This is a genomic window from Amycolatopsis sp. WQ 127309, from assembly GCF_023023025.1.
Lineage (GTDB): Bacteria > Actinomycetota > Actinomycetes > Mycobacteriales > Pseudonocardiaceae > Amycolatopsis.
In genome coordinates this window covers 9413642-9433504 of the sequence record NZ_CP095481.1, presented here as the reverse complement: position 1 = coordinate 9433504, position 19863 = coordinate 9413642, and the positions used below count along the sequence as shown (strand labels likewise).

Genomic DNA, 19863 nt, shown 5'->3' with positions numbered 1-19863 from the left:
CGCCCTCGTACCGGGTTGTACTCGGGTGATCCGCCCGTGCCGTCAGGGGCCGCCTGGGCGCGAAGACCGCGAGCTTGACTCGCAGGACACCGCCTAGGCGTAGGCCTTCGCGATCGTCATCGGCCGCAGCGGCGGGGCCTGGTCCGCGGCCTGGACCGTCCACAAGGGATTCGCCGGGTCCGGGTCGCCGTAGAGGAACGTCTTGGCGCTGCAGGCGAACCGGGCGTTGAGGCCGGCCACCGGGGGCGCGCCGCCGGTGACGCCGAGGCACTGCAGGCCGCCGTCCAGGGTGAGGAGGAACGGGTTCGCCGTGCCGTCGCTCTGGGGCGGCGACGGCAAGGTCCCGGTGTAGCTCAGCAGCACGGCTTTCGTCGCCGTCGAGGGGCAGACGACCTGGTGCCGCGCGTTCGGTGCGGTGGCGGCGAAACACGGGTCGTACACCTTGTCCTTGACCGCGCAGCGGTAGGCGTCGTGCCGGCCGGACACCGTCGACGCCGCCGAGCAGGCGCCGGTCGCGGCCGTCGTGCGGATGCCCGTGGCGACGCGCGTGCCGGTCCACGGCCGGTACGCGACGGTCTGGGTGAACCGCTCGGTGCCGCTGCCCACGGTCAGCGGCACTGCGAAGGCAGGGCCTTTCGCGGCGTCGGCGAGCCAGCCGGTCACCGGGCCGATGCCGGCGGCCAGGAAGCTGTGCAACGCGCCCGCGTCCGCCGTGCCGCACGGCGTCAACGCGGCCCAGACCTCGGCCGCGACCTGGGCGAACGGCCGGTCGGCGGCGTAGTGCGCGGCGCCGGCGTCCGCCGCGCAGGCCAGCACCCCGGGGTCCTGCTCGAGCTCGCCCGGCCGGGCGAGCGCCATGCCGAACAGCGCCGCCGCGCGGTGGGCCGTCCACGCCAGCGCCAGCCCGAGGTACGGGCCGGGGTCGGCCTGGCCGCGGATGCTCGCGGGCAGCCGCTCGACCGGGACGTCGTAGGTGACGCCGGCGCCGGGCCAGAGCAGGTCGCGCAGCCGGGGCTGCGGGAACAGCTGGACGGTCGCGGTGCTCGGCGCGGCGGTGCGGGAGCTCGGTGCCGGCCAGCCCGGCGGCGGGACGATCCGGTAGGGCACCCGCGCGTTCGACGTCAGGGTGACGCTCGCGCCGCTGCCGTCCTCGGTCACGCACGCCCCGACCGGTGCCCGCGCGTCGGCCGGCCCGCCCAGTTCCACCGTGACGCCGGCCGTGCTCGCTGCTCGCCCGAGGCACGTCGGCGGCGGATCGGCCGCCGCCTGGGCGACGTCGCGGCCCAGCGCGGCGAAGTCGAGCAGGCCGCCCCAGAACGCGCCCTCGGGGGCCAGGTCGGCGACGATCCGGCGGGTCGACGCGTCGTAGGAGGCGAGCGCGAGGCGCGTCCCGTTCGCGGTGACGACGACCGGTGCGAACCCGGGCGGCGGCGCGGCGGGCACCGCGATCCGCACCTGGACCGGGAGCCGCGGCGGCGCGCCGGCGTCGAAGGTCAGTTCGGCGCCGCCGCCGGTCCGGCGGGCCACCGGCGTCAGCGCGCCCGGCTCCGGCGCGGCGCGCGCGGCCAGCCGGGTGCCGGCCAGCACGGCGTCCGGGGGCACGACGACCTCGACGTCGCCGACGGTCAGCGTCGCGCCGGCCGCCCCGGACACCGCGGCCGCGTCCCCGGTGCCGGCCAGCCGTTGCTGCACCAGCACCCCGGCGGCCCCCAGCAGCAGCGCGACCACGGCCACCGCCAAGGCGAGCCGGGCCGGCCCGTGGTCCGTGCTCATCCGCACCTCCCAGCACCTGCTCGTCGAGTCTCCGGACGGCGCTCGCTCGTTAGCCGTCGTCGCCCAACCGTGACCGGGTCGCATTATGGGCCCCCGGGTGGCGCGCACGCGAGGCTTCGGCCGGGATCACCGCAGGTAAGAACTCGCCGCCGCCCGGTTCGTCTGGCACCATCGGGCGGGTGAACCCGGTCGAGATCGCCTGCGACGAGTCGGGTTCGGAGGGGGAGAACCTCGTCGGCGGCGAGACGGACGTCTTCGTCCACGCCGGGATCCGGATGTCGCCGGCGGCGGCCGAGGCCTGCGTGCGGGAGATCCGCCGCCGCATCGGGTCGCCCGCCGAGGAGTACAAGGCGAACCACCTGCTGCGCGCCAAGCACCGGCCGGTGCTCGAATGGCTGCTCGACCCGGCGGGCCCGCTGGCCGGCCGCGGGCACGTGCACCTGACCGACAAGACGTTCTTCGCCGTGCGTGCCGCGGTCACGCTGCTGGCCGAGCAGGGCACCGCCGCCATGGCGCGCACCCTCCACCGCGAGGGCCCGGCCGCGTTCGGCGCCGACTGGGACTTCTTCCTCGCGGCCTTCACCAGCGTGCTTCGCCTCCGGCCACGCCGTGGCGTGCCGACGTCGCCCGCCGAGTTCTTCGCGCTGGTCGCGAAGCTCGCCGGGACGCCGGGCGAAGCCGGCGAGATCATGGGCCGGTTCGCGGGCGGCGGCGACCGCGTGGCCGCCTACCGGGCCCGGCTGGCCACCGACGCGAGCGTCGTGCCCGTGCTGGATCCGCTGGTGCCCGCGGTGCTGCACACCATCCGGCACTGGAGCGCCGACGGCACCCCGGTCGCCCTGGTCCACGACGAGCAGCTCGCGCTGACGGCCGAGCGCGTGCTGCAGCTCAAGGCCACGCTCGGGTCCCGGCTGGCCGGCGTGCGGTTCGTCGACTCGCGGTCCGACGCCCGCGTCCAGATCGCCGACTTCCTCGCCGGCGTCGCCCGGCGGATCGCCTCCGAGGAGCTGAACGCCCGCGGTGACGCCACCCTGACCGCGCTCCTTCAGTCCTTTGTGGACGCCGACTCGGTCTGGGCCGGCCCGTTCGTCAGCAGGTGACGACCGCGACCGGCGACGACGTCGTGTCGAGCCGCTTGACGTAGGCGGCCCCGGTACGCCGCGCGCACGCGCCTTCCTTGCCGGTGAACGGCCCGTCGAAGACGGCGTACACGTCGGCGCCGTCCACCTGCTGCCGCAGCGAACCGCAGCCGGTGCTCGGCGTGTGCAGGTAGCGCGCGCCGGGGTGGGCGTTCAGCAGCTGCTGGACGTCGGCGCGGTAGCGGGTGGGCGTGACGGCGGAGCCGAGCACGACGACGTAGGAGCCGTCGCACGCGGGCGTGCTCAGCGGCGTCGTCAGCCCGAGGTCGGCGGCGGGGACGACCGACGTCCGCACGGTCACCTGCGTGGTCGTCACCGGTGGCACGCTCGCCGGCGAGGACGTCGCCGGCGGCGGTGCCGTCGTCGAGGAGGTGGGTGCCGCCCCGGCCCGCGACGACGCCCGGTCGACCAGGAACCACGCGGCCACGGCCACCAAGGCCACCAGCGCGACCCCGGCGACCAGCCACGGTGCTTTCGAACTCCGCGGGGCAGTGGGCGCTGCCGTCCGCGTCGCCTGCCGGGTCGGGGGCGCGGAGGCGGGGACCGGGCTCGGGCCGCCGAGCGCGGCCCGCGCGGCGGCGGCCAGCTCCGTCACGCTCGCGAAGCGCTCGGCCGGGTCCTTCGCCATGCCGCGCGCGACGACGTCGTCGAACGCCGCGGGCAGGCCGGGCCGCAGCGCGCCGGGCCGGGGCGGCGGCTGGTGCAGGTGGGCGCCGATCAGCGCCGCGGCCGTGGTCGCCGCGAACGGCTTGCTGCCGGTCAGGCACTGGTGCAGCACGCAGGCCAGGGCGTAGACGTCGACGCGGTGGTCGGCGGGCGCGTCGGTGAACCGCTCCGGCGCCATGTAGTCGAGCGTGCCGACCGCACCGCCGGTCGCGGTGAGCCCGGTGGCGGGCCCGGCCGCGCGGGCGATGCCGAAGTCCACGAGGTAGGCGAAGCCGGTCGGGCCGACGAGCACGTTCGACGGCTTGACGTCCCGGTGCACCAGGCCTTCGGCGTGCGCGGCGGCCAGCGCCTGCGCGACCTGGCCCACGACGTCGACGGCGTCGGCGGGGGCGAGCGGCCCGCCGGCCGTGAGCCGGGTGCCGAGGTCGTCGCCCTCGACCAGGCGCATGTCGAGGTAGAGCCGCCCGTCGATCTCGCCGTAGGCGTGGATCGGGATGACGTGCGGCTCCCGCAGCCGCGCGACGGCGTGCGCCTCGCGCCGGAACCGCTCCTGGAAGTCGTGGTCGGCGGCGAACTCCGGGGCGAGCAGCTTCAGCGCCACGACGCGGTCGTGCCGCGTGTCGTAGGCGCGCAGCACCTCGCCCATCCCGCCGCGGGCGATCAGCGACTCCACCCGGTACGGCCCGAACTGCCAGCTCACGCGTCTTCCTCCACCACTCGCCACCAGGCGTGAGGAGACTACGCGATCCGGACGGCGACCGAGCGCGACCGGGGCACCGGGCGCCGCAGTCCACTGTGGATCATGGCGCCCGGTCCGGCCGGGCTAGGTCCGGGGCGTCCCGAAGTCCTGCGTCCAGTACGCCTTCTTCGCCGAGTCGACGCTGTAGCCGATGCCGATCTCGCGCAGCGAGCAGTCGAGGATGTTGGCCCGGTGCACCGGGCTGTGCATCCACGCGTCGACGACCGCGGTGGGGGTGCGCTGCCCGGCCGCGATGTTCTCGGCCCACTGCGCCCAGCGGTACCCGGCGTCGGTGATCCGCACCGCGGGTCCCTCGCCCTTGCGGCCGGTGTGGCTGAAGTAGCGGTACTTCGCCATCTCGTCGTTGTGCGCCTGGGCGGCCACGGCCAGCTGCGGGTCGCTGGTGAGCGGCCGGCACCCGTTCTGGACCCGGTTGCTGTTGGTCAGCTGGAGGACCTGGGCGGGGTAGAGGTCCGCGGCGGACGCGGGCGCGGACCACCCCGGGGCGAGCGCCGCCACCACCGCGGTCGCGCCGCAGGCCACCATTTTCCGGAACATCACAACCTCCTCGATGGACGGTTTTGCCGACATCAGAGGACTGCGCCTCGGCACCGGGTGGCGAAACCCGCTCATGGGACGGTTCCCGCCGGTACGGGCCGTGCCCGCGGAAGGCGGATTTCACCGGAACCGGAGACCGGCGGCACCGGCTGGGTGGATCTCCGGGAGACCTCGCCGACGAACAGTCGCGGCACGTGCAGGCTCACGTGCGGCGGAATCCCTGACCACCGTCGGCGAACGAAGCGGAATCCGACGGCGAGCGCCGGTCCGGGAAGTCCACGTAGGCTGGTCCGGTGCGGACACGGCCCACCCTGACCTGGACCTCGACGGACGCGCCGCTGCCGCGGACGGCCGGCCTCGACGAGCTGACCGCCGTCGTCGCGCGGCGGCGGGTCGCGGTGCTGAGCGGCGCCGGCCTGTCCACGGAGTCCGGGATCCCCGACTACCGCGGCGAGAGCGGCAGCCTGCGCCGGCACACGCCGATGACCTACGACGAGTTCGTCTCCAGCGACGCGGGCCGGCAGCGGTACTGGGCGCGCAGCCACCTCGGCTGGCGCACGATCGCCCGCGCCGACCCCAACGACGGCCACCGCGCGGTGACCGCTCTGCGTGACGGCGGGTACGTCGCCGGCGTGATCACCCAGAACGTCGACGGCCTGCACCAGGCGGCGGGCACCGCGGACGCCGTCGAGCTGCACGGCAGCCTCGACCGCGTGATCTGCCTGGACTGCCGGCGCACCAGCCCGCGCGCCGAGCTGGACCGGCGGCTGCGCGCGGCCAACCCGGACTTCGAGGGCACGGCGACCCGGATCAACCCGGACGGCGACGTCGAGCTGCCCGAGGACGTCGTGCGCCGGTTCGGCCTGGTGCCGTGCGCGGACTGCGTGTCCGGCGTGCTCAAGCCCGACGTGGTGTTCTTCGGCGAGAACGTGCCGCGCCCGCGCGTCGAGCAGTGCTTCCGGCTGGTCGACGAGGCCGACGCGCTGGTGGTCCTCGGCTCGTCCCTGACGGTGATGTCCGGCCTGCGGTTCGTCCGGCACGCGGCGAACGCGGGCAAGCCGGTGGTGATCGTCAACCACGGCGAGACCCGCGGCGACCGCTACGCGACGGTCCGGGTGGACCGGCCGCTGGGCCAGGCCCTGACCGAGCTGGCGGCCCGGCTGGGCTGCCCGGTCAGCGGGGGTCGCGGCCGAACCGCGTGAGCAGCCGGTCCTGCCGCGACGCCGGGGGCGCGCCGGCCGGCGGGTCCGCGAAGAACCGGTCGACCGCGAGCCCGGCGAAGATGTCCTCGTAACCGTCGTCGACCCAGGCGACGAGGTCCGCGTCGAGCCTGTCGCCGGCGCCGAGGGCGCGCGCCAGGTCCCAGGTGTGCACGACGCTGTCGGCGGTCCGCACGGCCAGGGCCCGCCGCCCGGTCAGCGCGCCCATCGGGTAGTCGACGACGCGGTCGAGCGCGCCGCTCCCGGCGAACGCGGCCGCGCAGGCCTCGGCCGACGCGCTGAACGCCGTGACCGGGTCGTCGCCGAGCGCGTCGGCGTCCCGCTGGGCCAGGAACTCGTCGCGGGTGGCGCCGCGAAGGAGGCCGACGTAGTTGAGGTTGCCGCGCGTCATGTGGTTGGCCAGCTGCCGGACGTCCCACTCGGGGCACGGCGTCGGCGCGCCCCAGCCGTCGGGCGGCACCGCGCGCAGGTGGTGTTCGAAACCCTTGGCCGCGCGGCGGAACCGGTCGAGAACGTCGTCGAAGGTGTCGGCCATACCGCCGAGTCTGCCCACCGCGCGAAGCCCGGGCCGGCGGAAATCGGTCACGGCGTCCGGTGGACGAACCGGCCCGGGCGGGTTGGGGGGAAACGCGCCCGGGCCGGCTCTGCGACGGACCTCCACAGCCAGTCGTTGCCCACAAGACGCCGCGGCCGCCCCGGGCGTTACACCGGCTGCAACCCGTTCCACGACCAGTGCGGCACGGCCAGGCCGGCGGGCACTTCGCCGGCCGGACCCGGGTAGGTGAGCACCTCGGCCACCGCCCACTCCATGTAGGTCCGCAGCGCGGCCCGGAACCCGGGATCGGCGGGCAGTCCCGCGTCGTCGGCGGCGAGCACGAAGCAGTCGACGAACCGGCGGCCGAGGTCGGTCATGTCGCCGTTCCCCGCGTGCATCCGGAGCATCGCCGAGTGGTCCGCGCACTCGGTGGAGAACCGCGGCGGGCCGCCCATCACCTCCGCCCAGTACCAGGCCAGCCGCTCTACGTGCTTCGGGTGCTGTCCCGGGTGGGAGAACGGGTGGTTCAGCTCGGGATCGGCCAGGCAGCGTTCGTGGTGGGCGGCGGCCAGCGCGAGGAACGCGGGGTCGCCGCCGGCGAAGTCGTACAGCGTCGGGCGCACGGGCCGAGCCTGGCACGCGCGGCCCGGCAACACCAGCGCGTCAGCGCATCGCCGCACGTTCCGCCGCGGGCGTGAAGCCGCCGTAGGAGTCGATCGCGGTGCGGACGTCCTCGGTGACGAGGTCGTGGTTGAGCGCTCCGGCGGCGGCCGCGCCCTGCGCTGCGGCGATGATCACGGTGGCCCGCGCGTCGACGACGTTGCCGGCGGCCCACACGCCCGGCACGCTGGTCCGCCCGCTCGGGTCGACCTTGACGACGTCGTTCTCCACCGCGCAGCCGAGCTCGCGCAGGTGCGCGTCGTGCGGGACGGTCCGGGTGCGGATGAACAGCGCCGCCCGCGGCACGAACCGGTTGCCCAGCTCGACGCCGGTGAGCTTGCCGTCCTCGCGCCGCACCGCGGTCACAGTGCCCTCGACGACCCGGATGCCCCGCGCGTCGAGCCGCGTCCGGTCCTCTTCGGACGGCGGCGCGGTGTGGGCGAAGTAGACGACGTCCGGTGACCACTGGCGCACGAGCAGGGCGTGCTCGACGCTCGCGGCTTCGGTGCCGAGCACGCCGAGCGGCCGGTCGCGGACCTCGTAGCCGTGGCAGTAGGGGCAGGTCACCGCGTCGGTGCCCCAGCTCTCGCGCAGGCCGGGGAGGTCCGGGAGGTCGTCGTGGACGCCGGTGGCGTACAGGACGCGCCGCGCGGTCAGCACGCGGCCGTCGGCCAGGCGCAGCGTGAAGCCGGGCTCGAGGCCGGTGACGTCGTCGTCGACGAGGTCGACGCCGTACCCCGCGAGCTCTTCGCGGCCGATCTTGCGGAGCTCGTCCGGCGGCAGCCCGTCGCGGGAGAGGAAGCCGTGCATGTGGGCGGCGGGGGCGTTGCGCGGCGCGCCGCCGTCGACGACCGCGACGCGCCGCCGCGCCCGGCCGAGCATCAGGGCGGCGTTGAGACCCGCGGCCCCGCCACCCACCACCACTACGTCGTAACTGCTGTTCTCGGTCATGCGGCCACCATGACCCCGGCGTCACGAATCCGACAACTTATGTTGCCGTTTCCGGGACGAAGGAGTTTCCTGGGGGCATGACGGACGCAATCAACCAGGCACTGGCCGAGGTGGGCCCGCGGCTCAAGCGGGTCCGCACGCAGCGGCGGGTCACCCTCGCCGACCTCTCGGAGGCGACGGGCATCTCGAAGAGCACGCTGTCGCGCCTGGAGGCCGGCCAGCGCAAGCCGAGCCTGGAGCTGCTGCTGCCGATCGCCCAGGCCCACCAGGTCCCGCTGGACGAGCTGGTCGGCGCCCCGGAGGTCGGCGACCCGCGCGTCCGCCTGACGGCGCGGCGCATCCCGCGCCACAACGGCGCGACGATGACGGTGCTCCCGCTGACCCGCCAGCCGGGCGCGCCCCAGGCGTTCAAGATGATCCTCGAGCCGGAGACGGGCGAGCCGGACCCGCAGGTCCACGAGGGTTACGAGTGGCTGTACGTGCTGTCGGGACGGCTGCGGCTGGTCTTGGCGGACCGCGACATGACGCTGGGCCCGGGCGAGGCGGCGGAGTTCGACACGCGCCTGCCGCACTGGTTCGGCGCGGTCGACGGCCGGCCGGCGGAGATCCTGAGCCTGTTCGGCAAGCAGGGGGAGCGGCTCCACCTGCGCGCGAAGTCCCGCTGACGTTCTGGACTTGCGGGTCCATTTTGGGCTGCCATGCCTCATGGACACCGGGGTCCGGCGGATGCCGGTGCGCACCTGGTCGATGCCCACGGTGCCGGGCGTCGAGGGCGTGGGTACCGTGACGGCGCTGGGCGCGGACGTGACCGACTGATCAAGGCCCGCGGCGGTGCGGTGATCGGGCTGGTGTCCCGCGAGGACAAGGTCCCGATGGCCGCCGGCGCCGACCACGTCCCCACCCTTGAAGCCCTGCTCCGGCGGACGAACGAGATCTTCGGGTTCGTCCGAAGTGGACAGCTGACGCCGCGGATCGGAAAGCGCTGCGCCCCGGCCGGCGCCGCCCGGGCCCACCGCGACCTCGAATCCCGTCGCACGACGGGGAAACTGCTGCTCGTCCCCTGAGCTTGGTGCACCGCGTCAGGCCGGCAGCGGGGCCTGAGCCTCCAGAAGCGGCGCGAGCAGGTCCCCGTGCGTCTCGACGCGGTCCAGGACGTCGTCGGCGGTGAAACTCAGGTGGCTGACGTGCCGGCACGCGCGGACCTCGGCCCACGTGAGCGGCGTCGAGACCGTGGGGTGCTCGCGCCCGCGCAGGCTGTAGGGCGCGACCGTCGTCTTGGCCGGGTTGTTCTGGCTCCAGTCGATGAACACCCGGCCGGCGCGCTGGGCCTTGACCATGACAGCGGTGACCGTCGCCGGGGTCTCCCGCGCGAGCCGTTGCGCCAGCCGCTTGGCGTAGGCCGACGGCGCGGCCGGGTCGTCCGTGCGGATGCCGCAGTAGAGCTGCATCCCTTTGGAGCCGGACGTCTTCGCGAACGGCGTCAGCCCGTCGGCGAGCAGGACGTCGTGGAGGCGTTCGACGACCCGGCAGCAGTCGACGATCGACGTCCCCGGGCCGGGGTCGAGGTCGAACACCAGCCGGTCCGGTGGCCGGCGGGTCGCGCCGGGGCCGACCGTCCACTGGGGAACGTGCAGCTCCAGCGCGGCCAGGTTCGCGGCCCACACCAGCGCGGGCAGCTCGTCGAGCAGCGCGTAGTCGATGGTGCCTTCGCCGCGGCCGGACCGGGAGCCGGTGCTGGGCAGCGTGACGGTCGGCAGCCAGTCCGGGGCGCCGCGCGGGGTGTTCTTCTCGAAGAACTGCTGGCCGCCGACGCCGTCGGGGAAGCGGATGAACGTCACCGGCCGGCCCGCGAGGTGCGGCAGCAGCACGGGCGCGACGCGGGAGTAGTAGTTGATGACCTCGCCCTTGGTGAAGCCGTCGGGGAACAGCGGTTTGTCCAGATTGGACAGTGTCAGCCGCCGGTTTCCGGCCTGCACGGTGATCTTCGGCCCCAGCGGCGGCGCCGCCTCCGAGGGCGCGGGCTCCGGCGCGGCTGGGCCGGTCGAGCGAGGGGCGAGGACGTCGTCGGGGCTCTTGTCGGCCCGCAGGCCCCGCCAGGCGGTGTGGCGGACGCGGCCGGCGCGGGTGAACTGCCGGTAGACGACCTCGCCGACGAGGTGCGGTTCGACCCAGCGGGCGCGGGTGGTGTCCTCGCGCGGCGGCGTCGTGGCGAAGGGGTGGGTCCGGCGTTCGAGCGGCGTCAGCGTGGTGACGAGGTCGGCGCGGGCGGCCTGGGAGAAGCCGGTGCCGACGTCGCCGATGTAGACGAGGTCGCCGGTGGCGGGGTCGTGGGCGCCGAGCAGGAGGCCGCCGAGGGTGCCGGTGAAGCTGCGCCGGCCGGGGCGCCAGCCGCAGACGATGACCTCCGCCGTCTGGATGAACGGGTGCTTGAGCCAGGAGTCGGGCCGGTGGCCGGGTTGGTAGGTCGAGCTGCGGAGCTTCGCGACGACGCCTTCGTACCCGGCGTCGGCGGCGTGGGCCAGGAAGTCGGCGGGGGAGCGGTGGTCGGCGTCGAGTTCGGCGAAGGTGACCGCGCGGACGACGGAAACCTTGTGGAGGTCGGGCATCGGCAGCGTGGTGAGCAGGCGGCGGCGTTCGTCGTAGGGCTCGGCGAGCAGGCTGCGCTCGCCCAGCTGCAGCAGGTCGAAGGCGAGGAACCGGACCGGGAGGTCGTCGAAGGGCTCGTCACGGCGCAGGGAGCTTTGGTGCTTGACGTAGCGGCCGCGGCGTTCCTGCATCAGCTCGAAGTCGATCCGGCCGTCCTCGTTGTAGACGACGACTTCGCCGTCGAGCAGGGCGGCTTGGCCGTCGAGATCGAGGACGCCGGTGACGCCGCGGAACTCGGCGGTGAAGTCGATGTTGTTGCGGCTGGTGAGCACCGTGGTGCCGTCGGGCGCGATCCGCATGGCGGCGCGGTAGCCGTCCAGTTTGTACTCGTAGGCCCATTCGGGGCCGCTGCGCAGGCGCCCGCCGTCGGCCTTGGCCAGCATCGGCTCGACCCAGGCGGGGACGCGGGTGGTGTCGCGCGCTGCCATGCCGGCCTCCGTTCCCCACTCGGTGCTCCGACCGTAACCCGTTCGGCCTAGCTTCGCTGGGTTTGTGCAGGTGAAAGCCGTACTGGCAGCGCGCGGGACCGGGCGTCAGGTCGCTGCCAGCGCCGTGTGCGGCCCGTGCCAGTGGCCCGCGGCAATCTTGGAATGTAATTCCAACGGCGGCCGCGCCTGGGCTCACCGGGCGGCCGCGATCGGCGAAGGAGCCACCATGAACACCCCAGTCACGATCATCGGTGCCGGACTCGGCGGCCTCACCCTCGCCCGCGTCCTGCACGTCCACGGCATCCCGTCCGCGGTGTACGAGGCCGAGCCGTCCCCGATGGCCCGCATGCAGGGCGGGATGCTCGACATCCACGACTACAACGGGCTGCTCGCCGTCGAGGCGGCCGGCCTGACCGAGGCGTTCCAGGACCTGGTGCTGGAGGGCCGGCAGGCGATGCGGATCCTCGACCACCAGGGGAAACTCCTGTTCGAGAAGGTCGACGACGGCACCGGTGGCCGGCCCGAGGTGCAGCGCGGCGAACTGCGCCGGCTGCTGCTCGACGGGCTCCCGGACGGCACCGTCCGGTGGGGCTGCAAGGTCAGCGCCACCCGCGCGTGCGACGGAGGCGGCTACGAGGTGACCTTCGCCGACGGCTCCACCGTCGTCACGAACCTGCTGGTCGGCGCGGACGGCACCTGGTCGCGGGTGCGGTCGCTGGTCACCGACGCCGTGCCGGCGTACGACGGCACGGCGTTCATCGAGACCTACCTCTACGACGCCGACACCCGGCACCCCGCCACGGCGAAGGCGGTCGGCGGCGGCTCGATGGCGTCGAACGGCCCCACCCCGGACCGGGCGATCAACGCCCACCGGGAAAGCGGCGACACCCTGCACGCCTACATCGCCCTGACGGAGTCCCTGGAGTGGTTCGAGGCCCTCGACTTCGCCGATCCGGCCGCGGTCACCGCGCGGATCGCGCGGGAGTTCGCCGGCTGGGCCCCGGAGCTCACCGCGCTGATCACCGACGCCGACACCGCGCCGGTCTTCCGCCCGCACTACGCCCTGCCGATCGGGCACCGCTGGGACCGCCTGCCGGGCGTCACCCTCGTCGGCGACGCCGCCCACGTGACGGCCCCGAACGGCGAGGGCGCCAACCTGGCCATGCTGGACGGCGCCGAACTCGGCCAGGCCCTGGCGGCCCACCCGGGCGACGTCGAAGCCGCGCTCGCCGACTACGAGGAGGCCATGTTCACCCGCACCGCCACCCCCCTCGACGACGCCGCCCTGATGGAAAGCCTCTTCGACGGCGAACTCCCGGAGAGCCTGCGGGAGATGTTCAGCGGAGACCAGCAGAAGTCCTGAGCCCCGACACCCGCGTGTCGACCCGCTGATCACGGGAGCCGGCTCCCGGATCACACGGCCGGGAGCGAAGCCGTGGGCCCAGCACCTTCGGCGCGTGTGCCGGAGAGGTCGGCTCGCGTGATCGGGAGGTTGACACGCGTGATCCCGGGGTCGACACGCGTGATTGCCGGGACGACACGGCGCATCCGGACGACCGGGCGCGGCGGCGTCGGCCTAAAGCCGCCCGTAGGCCGGGGTGGTGTGCCGGGGGACGTCGGGGCCGCGCCAGGTGGCGGCCAGTTCGTGCAGTGGCGTGTCCAGCACCTCGCCGAGGCGGACGATCGTGCCGAAGCCGGGGGAGGGCAGGCGGCCGGTCTCGATCTTGCGGAGGGTCTCCGGCGAGATGCCGGCCGCCTGCGCGACTTCCGCGAGGTCGCGGCCCGCCCGCGCGCGGCGCAGCAGGACGCCGAGCCGCCGGCCGGCTTCGACCTGGGCGGGCGTGAGCGGTTGACGGACCATGCTCCGAGGGTAGGACTGGTATTACTATACCGGCAAGTGCTACGGTCCCGGTATAACTATACCAACCCTGTGACGTGAGGTTTTCGTGATCGAACTGAAGACGCCCGCCGAGATCGAGCGCATGCACGTGGCCGGGCGTTTTGTCGCCGAGGTGCTGACCGAGGTGGGCCGGCTCGCCGACGTCGGCGTCAACCTCATGGACCTGGAGCACCACGTGCGCGGCATGATCGAGCGCCGCGGCGCGGAGTCGTGCTACTGGGACTACGCGCCGTCCTTCGGCAAGGGCCCGTTCCGCAACGTCATCTGCCTCTCGGTCAACGACGCCGTCCTGCACGGCCTGCCCCGCGACTACGTCCTGCGGGACGGCGACGTGCTCAGCGCCGACATCGCGGTCGGCATCGACGGCTGGGTGGCGGACTCGGCGCGCACGGTCATCGTCGGCACCCCGGCCGAGGAGGACCTGCGGATCATCCGCGCCACCGAGGAAGCGCTGGAGGCGGCGATCGAGGTGGCGCGGCCGGGCAACCGCCTCGGCGACATCTCGGCGGCGATCTACGCGGTGGCGTGCGACTACGGCTACCCGGTCAACACCGAGTTCGGCGGGCACGGCATCGGCCGCACCATGCACGAGGACCTGCACGTGTCCAACAAAGGCCAGGCGGGCCGCGGGATGAAGCTCCGGCCGGGCCTGACCCTCGCGCTCGAACCGTGGTTCGCGGCCACGACCGACAAGATCGTCTACGACCCCGACGGCTGGACCATCCGCTCGGCGGACGGCTCCCGCACGGCCCACTCCGAGCACACGGTGGCCGTCACCGACGACGTCCCGCTGGTGCTGACCCGGCGTGCCCCGGAGACCCCGGCGACGCGGGACGACGCCGGCCGGCTGTCCACAAAGGACGCCTGACGCGGCGCGGGCCGCCGCCGAGGTGCGCACGGGCCGGTGGGTGTCGCCGGCCCAGCCGATCACGCCGAACGACGCCGGGGATTCCGGCCGCATGGGCCCGGAGATCGCCGCCACCCACTTCGGCGTGCTGACCGACGTCGTCGGGTTCGGCCTCGGCGACCTGAACCCCGATCAGGTGGCGGACGTCGTCGCCGTGCACCCGCGGGGCGAGTTCGAGGAAGACTTCCTGAGCACCTGCCTCGACGGCCTGAAGAACCGCCCGGAGACGACCAGCGGAACCGTGAACTCCGACGTCCTGGCGCACTTCGTCCCCGGATTCCGGCGGACGACGACCGTCGAGCGGATCATGGGCTCGGGCTGGCCGAGCTGACGCGAAAGGAACCGCCATGCGCGCCATCACCGTACGAGACCGCGACGCCGGCATCAGCGGACTCACCCTGACCGACCTGCCCCACCCGCACGCCGCGGAGAACGACGTCATCGTGCGCGTCCACGCCGCCGGCTTCACCCCCGGCGAGCTGGACTGGCCCGGCACCTGGACCGACCGCGCCGGCCGTGACCGCACCCCGAGCGTCCCCGGGCACGAGGTGGCCGGGGTCGTCGCCGAGCTGGGCTACGGCACCACCGGCCTCACCGTCGGCCAGCGGGTGTTCGGCCTCACGGACTGGACGCGCGACGGCGCCCTCGCCGAGTACACGGCGGTGGAGGCGCGCAACCTCGCGCCGCTCGCCGCCGACATCGACTACACCGTCGCCGCGGCGCTGCCGGTCTCCGGACTGACGGCGTGGCAGGGACTGTTCGACCACGCCGGCCTCACCACCGGCCAGACCGTCCTGATCCACGGCGCGGCGGGCGGCGTCGGGTCGATCGCCGTCCAGCTCGCCCGCGAGGTCGGTGCCCGGGTGATCGGCACCGGCCGGGCCGCCGACCGCGACGTCGTCCGGGACCTCGGCGCGCACGCGTTCCTGGACCTGGCCGCGGATCCGCTGACCGGCGACGTCGACGTGGTCTTCGACGTCATCGGCGGCGACGTCCTCGAGCGGTCGGCCGCGCTGGTCCGCCCGGGCGGCACGCTCGTGACGATCGCGGCGCCACCCACGGTGCGGCCGAAGGACGGGCGAGCCGTCTTCTTCGTGGTCGAGCCCGACCGCGCCCGGCTGGCGGACCTGGCGCAGCGTGTCCGCGACGGCCGCCTGCGCCCCCGCGTCGGCGACGTCCGCCCGCTGGCCGAAACGGCCGAGGCGTTCGCCCGCCGCCGGCGCACCCCCGGCAAGACGATCATCCAGGTGGCGCCGGACCGTCCGTGATCGGTGCCGGGTGCGTCAGCGGCTTGCGGCAACAGGCCGGGTGACCTCCCAGGCGGCCTCGATCATCCCGAAGATCTCGTCGACGGCCGCCGGTGGATCGGCCGCCTCGCGGGACAGCGAGTAGGCGTCGATCACGAACCTGGCGATCGTGCGGCAGGCCGTGGGGGTCCGTGCCAGGCCGGGGTCGGCGGCGATGGCCGCGGCCAGGGATTCCGCGTGGCGCAGCCGCATCGACTCCTCGTATTCGCGCAACGCGGGTGACCCGTCGATCATGCGCCAGATCGGGGCGGCGCCTTCCGCCGTGCAGTGGCGCACCAGGGCGTGAACCTCGCGGCGCAGCGCGGGCATGAGCGGCTCGTGCGGCGCCCGGCCGGTGACCGCCTGGGTGAGGCGTTGCTCGAAGTCGTCGTCGCGCTCGAACACCAGGGCTTCTTTCGCGGCGAAATGGGAGAAGAGCGTGGTCACGGCGACGTCGGCCTCGGCGGCGACGTCGCGGATGCCGACCGCGTCGTATCCGCGCTCCAGGAAGAGCCGCAGGGCGGTGTCGGCGATTTTCTGGCGGGTCGCGGCCTTCTTGCGCTCACGGCGTCCCGGCTCGGTCATGTGATGATGCTATCAGCTACGAAAGCGTAGTCAGTGCAAAACACTAACCGTTAGTGCTAACGTCGGGGCATGAAAAGAGTGAGCTTCGCCGAGTTCGGCGGTCCGGACGTCCTGCGCCTCGAAGACGCCGAGGAGCCGCACGCGGGCGCCGGCCAGGTCCGCGTCGCCGTGCGGGCCGCGGGGGTGAACCCCGTCGACTGGCGGGTCCGGGAAGGCCAGTTCCTGAAGGCCCATCCGCTGCGGCTGCCCGCCGGAGTCGGGATCGACGCTTCCGGGGTGGTGGACGAAGTCGGTGACGGCGTCGGCGGCGTCGAGGTGGGCGACCGCGTGTTCGGGGAAGGTTCGGACACCTACGCCGAGTTCGCGGTGCTGTCGGCCTGGGCCCGGATGCCCGAGGGCCTGACGTTCGCGGAGGCCGCCGGGTACCCCTCGGTCGTCGAGACGGCGTTGCGCGTCATCCGCCAGGTCGGCGTGCGGTCCGGCCAGACGCTGCTGGTCAGTGGCGCCTCCGGTGGGGTCGGGTCCGCGGTGCTGCAGATCGCCCGTGACCGCGGCATCACGGTGATCGGCACGGCCGGGGCCGCGAGCCAGGACTACGTGCGCGGCCTGGGCGCCGTCGCCACGACCTACGGCGAGGGCTGGGTCGAGCGGGTGCGGCAGCTCGGCCGGGTCGACGCCGCGCTCGACCTGGCCGGTTCGGGCGTGATCCGCGAGCTCGTCGCGCTGACCGGCGATCCGGGCAAGGTGGTCTCGATCGCCGATCTCGGTGCGCCCGCGCTCGGGGTCCGGTTCTCGGACACGGCCGGGAGCGTGCCGGACGCGCTCGTCGAGGCGGCCGATCTCATCGCGCGGGGAAAGCTGCACATCCCGGTCGAGAAGTCGTACAGCCTCGCCGAGGCCGCGGACGCGCACATCGACAGCCACGCCGGGCACACGCGAGGGCGTCGGGTCATCCTGATCTGAGCGCGCTGGGAACGTCCAGCGGGCGCGGCGCAAGGGGCCGCTTGCGGACCTTGCCGGCGACACCCTGGCGGCCGCCGGGGCTCAGGTGATCGCCAGGTCCGTCCGAAGTGGACGGCCCTGCATCGCGCACCAGACCGCCGCCGGTGTCAGCGGCATGTCCGCGTGCCGCACGCCGTACGGCCGCAGTGCGTCGACGACGGCGTTGACCACCGCGGCGGGGGAGCCGACCGTCGCGGACTCGCCGATGCCCTTGGCGCCGATCGGGTGGTGCGGGGACGGCGTGCACGTCTCGCCCAGCTCCCACGACGGGCACTCCAGGGCCGTCGGCAGCAGGTAGTCCATGAAGGATCCGCCGAGGTGGTTGCCGTCGTCGTCGAACGCGATCAGCTCCATCAGCGCCATCCCGATCCCGTCGGCGAGGCCGCGGTGCACCTGCCCGGCCACGATCGCCGGGTTGATCCGGACGCCGCAGTCGTCGACCGCGACGAACCGGCGCACCCGGACCTGGCCGGTGCCGGGATCGACGTCCACGACGCAGATGTAGGCGCCGAACGGGTAGGTCAGGCTCGGCGGGTTGTAGACGCAGGACGCGTCGAGCTGCCCTTCGACGCCTTCGGGCAGCGCCAGGTCGGAGTGCGCGGCGCGGGCGATCTCGCGCATCGACCGGCCCTGGTCCGGCACCCCGCGGACGAACCAGCGGCCCGGCTCCCACTCCAGGTCGTCCGGGCTGACCTCGAGCATCGCCGAGGCGACGAGCCGCGCCCGCGCGCGCACCTTCCGCGCCACCAGCACGGTGGCCGCGCCGGACACCGGCGTCGAACGCGAGCCGTAGGTGCCGAGGCCGAACGGCGTGCGGTCGGTGTCGCCCTGCACCACCTCGACCTCGTCCGTCGGGATGCCCAGTTCGTGCGCGACGATCTGGGCGAACGTCGTTTCGTGCCCCTGGCCCTGGGACATGCACGAGAGCCGCAGCACGGCCGAACCGCTCGGGTGCACGCGCAGCTCGGCGCCGTCGGCCATGCCGAGGCCCATGATGTCCATGTGCTCGCGCGGGCCGGCGCCGACGGCTTCGGTGAAGAAGCTCAGGCCGATGCCCATCAGCTCACCGCGTTCGCGCTTCTCCTTCTGCTCGCGGCGGAGGTCGTCGTAGCCGGCGATCTCCTTGGCCAGCGCCAGCGCCCTGGGGTAGTCGCCGGAGTCGTACTCCCAGCCGGTCGCGCAGGTGTACGGGAACTGCCCGGGCCGCAACAGGTTCCGCTCCCGCAGCTCCGCCGGGTCGACGCCGAGGTCGTAGGCGAGCACGTCCATCATCCGCTCGACCAGGTACACGGCTTCGGTGATGCGGAAGGAACACGCGTACGCCACGCCGCCCGGCGCCTTGTTCGTGTGGACGCCGGTGACCGCGCAGTGCGCCACGGGCAGGTCGTAGGAACCGGTGAAGACCTGGAAGAACCCGGCCGGGAACTTCGACGGCTGCGCGGTGCCGTTGAACGCGCCGTGGTCGGCCAGCACCCGCACGCGCAGGCCGAGCAGCTTCCCGTCGCGCGTCGCCGCGATCTCGCCGTGCATGTGGTAATCGCGGGCGAACGACGTGCTCATCAGGTTTTCCGAGCGGTCCTCGACCCACTTGACCGGCCGGCCGGTGAGCATCGTGGCCGCGACCGCGCACAGGTAACCGGGGTACATCCCGACCTTGTTGCCGAACCCGCCGCCGATGTCCTGCGCGACGATCCGGATCTTGTGCTCGGGCAGCCCGGTGATCATCGAGTAGAGCAGCCGGTGCGCGTGCGGCGCCTGCGCGGTGGCCCAGACGGTCAGCTTGCCGGTGACCGGGTCCAGCTCGGCGACCGCGCCGCAGGTCTCCATCGGCGCCGGGTGCACCCGCGGGTAGAGCATGTCCTGCGTCGCGACGACGTCCGCGCGGGCGAAGGCGTCGGCGGTCGCCTCGGCGTCACCGGACTCCCAGTCGAAGATCCGGTTGTCCGTACGGCCTTCGACGTCGTCGCGGATCAACACGGCGTCGGCGTCGAGGGCGGTCCGCGCGTCGGCGATCACCGGCAGCGGCTCGTACTCGACGTCGATCAGCTCGAGCGCGTCTCGCGCGGCGTAGCGGTCTTCGGCGACGACGAACGCGACCTCCTGGCCCTGGAACCGGACCTTGTCGGTGGCCAGCACGGCCTGGACGTCGTGGGACAGCGTCGGCATCCACGCCATGCCGCGTTCGGCCAGCATCGCGCCGGTGATGACGGCCCGGACCTTCGGGTGCGCTTCGGCGGCGCTGGTGTCGATCGCGACGACGCGGGCGTGCGCGTGCGGGCTGCGCAGGATCGCGCCGTGCAGCATGCCGGGCCGGGTCACGTCGTCGAGGAACGTGCCGCGGCCGCGGACGAACCGGCCGTCTTCCTTGCGGGGCAAGGAACCGTGGCCGTTCGCCGTCACGGCTCACCGTCCGGGTGCCCGGCGGCCCAGCGGACCGCGCGGACGATGTTCTCGTAACCGGTGCAGCGGCACAGCTGCCCGGAAATGGCCTCGCGGATGGTGTCCTCGTCCGGGTCGGGGTCGCGGTCGAGCAGCCAGCGCGCGGTCATCAGCATCGCCGGGGTGCAGAACCCGCACTGGACGCCGTGGCAGGCGACGAACCCCTGCTGCACCGGGTCGAGCCGCGGGCCGTCGGCGAGGTCCTCGACGGTCCGGACGCGCTTGCCGTCGGCCATCGCCGCGAGCACCGTGCACGACTTGACCGGCAGCCCGTCGAGCCAGACCACGCAGGTGCCGCAGTTGGACGTGTCGCAGCCCCAGTGCGTGCCGGTGAGGCCGAGGTCGTCGCGCAGGAAGTGGACCAGCAGGAGCCGCGGCTCGACGCTGCGCCGGTACGCCTCGTCGTTGACGGTCACGGTGATCTCCACG

General features: G+C 73.9%; 20 protein-coding genes. 9 read left to right on the top strand and 11 right to left on the bottom strand.

What is annotated here, in order from left to right; genetic code table 11:
• Positions 1-93 precede the first annotated feature (93 nt).
• Entirely contained in the window at positions 94-1773 is a 1680-nt protein-coding gene (locus tag MUY22_RS41690) for a hypothetical protein (RefSeq protein WP_247052770.1), read from the bottom strand.
• Positions 1774-1952: 179 nt separating this feature from the next.
• On the opposite strand from MUY22_RS41690, the gene MUY22_RS41685 reads away from it, so the two are divergent.
• Positions 1953-2873 (top strand): DUF3800 domain-containing protein, encoded by a 921-nt coding sequence (locus MUY22_RS41685; protein WP_247052769.1) that lies wholly within the window; start codon positions 1953-1955, stop codon positions 2871-2873.
• On the opposite strand, the gene MUY22_RS41680 is transcribed toward MUY22_RS41685, so the two are convergent.
• On the bottom strand, positions 2863-4278 hold the full coding sequence (locus MUY22_RS41680) for a serine/threonine-protein kinase (protein ID WP_247052767.1): 1416 nt from the start codon (positions 4276-4278) through the stop codon (positions 2863-2865). The genes MUY22_RS41685 and MUY22_RS41680 overlap by 11 nt on opposite strands.
• Positions 4279-4401: 123 nt before the next feature.
• The gene (locus tag MUY22_RS41675) at positions 4402-4875 is read right to left on the bottom strand and encodes a CAP domain-containing protein (RefSeq protein ID WP_247052765.1); all 474 of its coding nucleotides are present in this window, start codon (positions 4873-4875) and stop codon (positions 4402-4404) included.
• A gap of 293 nt (positions 4876-5168) precedes the next feature.
• Between MUY22_RS41675 and MUY22_RS41670 the strand changes: the two genes are divergently transcribed.
• Positions 5169-6077, top strand: coding sequence for an NAD-dependent protein deacetylase (locus MUY22_RS41670; RefSeq protein ID WP_247052763.1), 909 nt, complete (start codon positions 5169-5171; stop codon positions 6075-6077).
• Here MUY22_RS41670 and MUY22_RS41665 read toward each other — a convergent pair.
• The 3 genes from MUY22_RS41665 to MUY22_RS41655 all read right to left on the bottom strand — a co-directional run bounded on the left by MUY22_RS41665 (position 6049) and on the right by MUY22_RS41655 (position 8241).
• A complete protein-coding gene (locus MUY22_RS41665; RefSeq protein ID WP_247052761.1) occupies positions 6049-6630 on the bottom strand; it encodes a TIGR03086 family metal-binding protein in 582 nt (193 codons plus the stop codon). The genes MUY22_RS41670 and MUY22_RS41665 overlap by 29 nt on opposite strands.
• A gap of 167 nt (positions 6631-6797) precedes the next feature.
• The gene (locus MUY22_RS41660) at positions 6798-7253 is read right to left on the bottom strand and encodes a group II truncated hemoglobin (protein WP_247052759.1); all 456 of its coding nucleotides are present in this window, start codon (positions 7251-7253) and stop codon (positions 6798-6800) included.
• A 40-nt stretch (positions 7254-7293) separates the two neighbouring features.
• On the bottom strand, positions 7294-8241 hold the full coding sequence (locus MUY22_RS41655; RefSeq protein ID WP_247052757.1) for an NAD(P)/FAD-dependent oxidoreductase: 948 nt from the start codon (positions 8239-8241) through the stop codon (positions 7294-7296).
• Between the two features lie 77 nt (positions 8242-8318).
• Between MUY22_RS41655 and MUY22_RS41650 the strand changes: the two genes are divergently transcribed.
• Together MUY22_RS41650 and MUY22_RS41645 are read left to right on the top strand one after the other, a co-directional pair.
• Positions 8319-8906 carry a helix-turn-helix domain-containing protein gene (locus MUY22_RS41650; protein WP_247052756.1) on the top strand — a complete coding sequence of 196 codons (588 nt, stop codon included), beginning with the start codon at positions 8319-8321 and terminating at the stop codon, positions 8904-8906.
• 171 nt (positions 8907-9077) lie between these two features.
• Positions 9078-9305: a zinc-binding dehydrogenase gene (locus MUY22_RS41645; RefSeq protein ID WP_247052754.1), complete on the top strand. Its 228-nt coding sequence runs from the start codon at positions 9078-9080 to the stop codon at positions 9303-9305.
• A 15-nt stretch (positions 9306-9320) separates the two neighbouring features.
• On the opposite strand, the gene ligD is transcribed toward MUY22_RS41645, so the two are convergent.
• A complete protein-coding gene (ligD, locus tag MUY22_RS41640; protein ID WP_247052752.1) occupies positions 9321-11315 on the bottom strand; it encodes a DNA ligase D in 1995 nt (664 codons plus the stop codon).
• Between the two features lie 226 nt (positions 11316-11541).
• Between ligD and MUY22_RS41635 the strand changes: the two genes are divergently transcribed.
• A complete protein-coding gene (locus MUY22_RS41635) occupies positions 11542-12678 on the top strand; it encodes an NAD(P)/FAD-dependent oxidoreductase (RefSeq protein WP_247052749.1) in 1137 nt (378 codons plus the stop codon).
• A 213-nt stretch (positions 12679-12891) separates the two neighbouring features.
• Here MUY22_RS41635 and MUY22_RS41630 read toward each other — a convergent pair whose 3' ends face one another.
• Complete coding sequence (locus tag MUY22_RS41630) at positions 12892-13176, bottom strand: helix-turn-helix transcriptional regulator (RefSeq protein WP_247052747.1); 285 nt, start codon at positions 13174-13176, stop codon at positions 12892-12894.
• Between the two features lie 85 nt (positions 13177-13261).
• Here MUY22_RS41630 and map point away from each other — a divergent pair, with 85 nt between their 5' ends.
• The 3 genes from map to MUY22_RS41615 are packed head-to-tail and all read left to right on the top strand — an operon-like array spanning position 13262 to position 15390.
• Positions 13262-14083, top strand: coding sequence for a type I methionyl aminopeptidase (gene map, locus MUY22_RS41625; RefSeq protein WP_247052745.1), 822 nt, complete (start codon positions 13262-13264; stop codon positions 14081-14083).
• Between the two features lie 40 nt (positions 14084-14123).
• Entirely contained in the window at positions 14124-14453 is a 330-nt protein-coding gene (locus MUY22_RS41620) for a hypothetical protein (RefSeq protein ID WP_247052743.1), read from the top strand.
• 16 nt (positions 14454-14469) lie between these two features.
• Positions 14470-15390, top strand: coding sequence for an NADP-dependent oxidoreductase (locus tag MUY22_RS41615; protein ID WP_247052741.1), 921 nt, complete (start codon positions 14470-14472; stop codon positions 15388-15390).
• Positions 15391-15405: 15 nt separating this feature from the next.
• Here MUY22_RS41615 and MUY22_RS41610 read toward each other — a convergent pair whose 3' ends face one another.
• Positions 15406-15993, bottom strand: coding sequence for a TetR/AcrR family transcriptional regulator (locus MUY22_RS41610; RefSeq protein ID WP_247052739.1), 588 nt, complete (start codon positions 15991-15993; stop codon positions 15406-15408).
• A 69-nt stretch (positions 15994-16062) separates the two neighbouring features.
• On the opposite strand from MUY22_RS41610, the gene MUY22_RS41605 reads away from it, so the two are divergent.
• Complete coding sequence (locus MUY22_RS41605; protein ID WP_247052736.1) at positions 16063-16956, top strand: NADP-dependent oxidoreductase; 894 nt, start codon at positions 16063-16065, stop codon at positions 16954-16956.
• An 81-nt stretch (positions 16957-17037) separates the two neighbouring features.
• On the opposite strand, the gene MUY22_RS41600 is transcribed toward MUY22_RS41605, so the two are convergent.
• Together MUY22_RS41600 and MUY22_RS41595 are read right to left on the bottom strand one after the other, a co-directional pair.
• On the bottom strand, positions 17038-19395 hold the full coding sequence (locus tag MUY22_RS41600) for an aerobic carbon-monoxide dehydrogenase large subunit (protein ID WP_247052735.1): 2358 nt from the start codon (positions 19393-19395) through the stop codon (positions 17038-17040).
• Positions 19392-19862, bottom strand: a complete 471-nt coding sequence (locus MUY22_RS41595; RefSeq protein ID WP_247052734.1) for a (2Fe-2S)-binding protein — start codon at positions 19860-19862, stop codon at positions 19392-19394. Before MUY22_RS41595 ends, MUY22_RS41600 begins: the two co-directional genes overlap by 4 nt.
• Between the last annotated feature and the right edge of the window lies 1 nt (position 19863).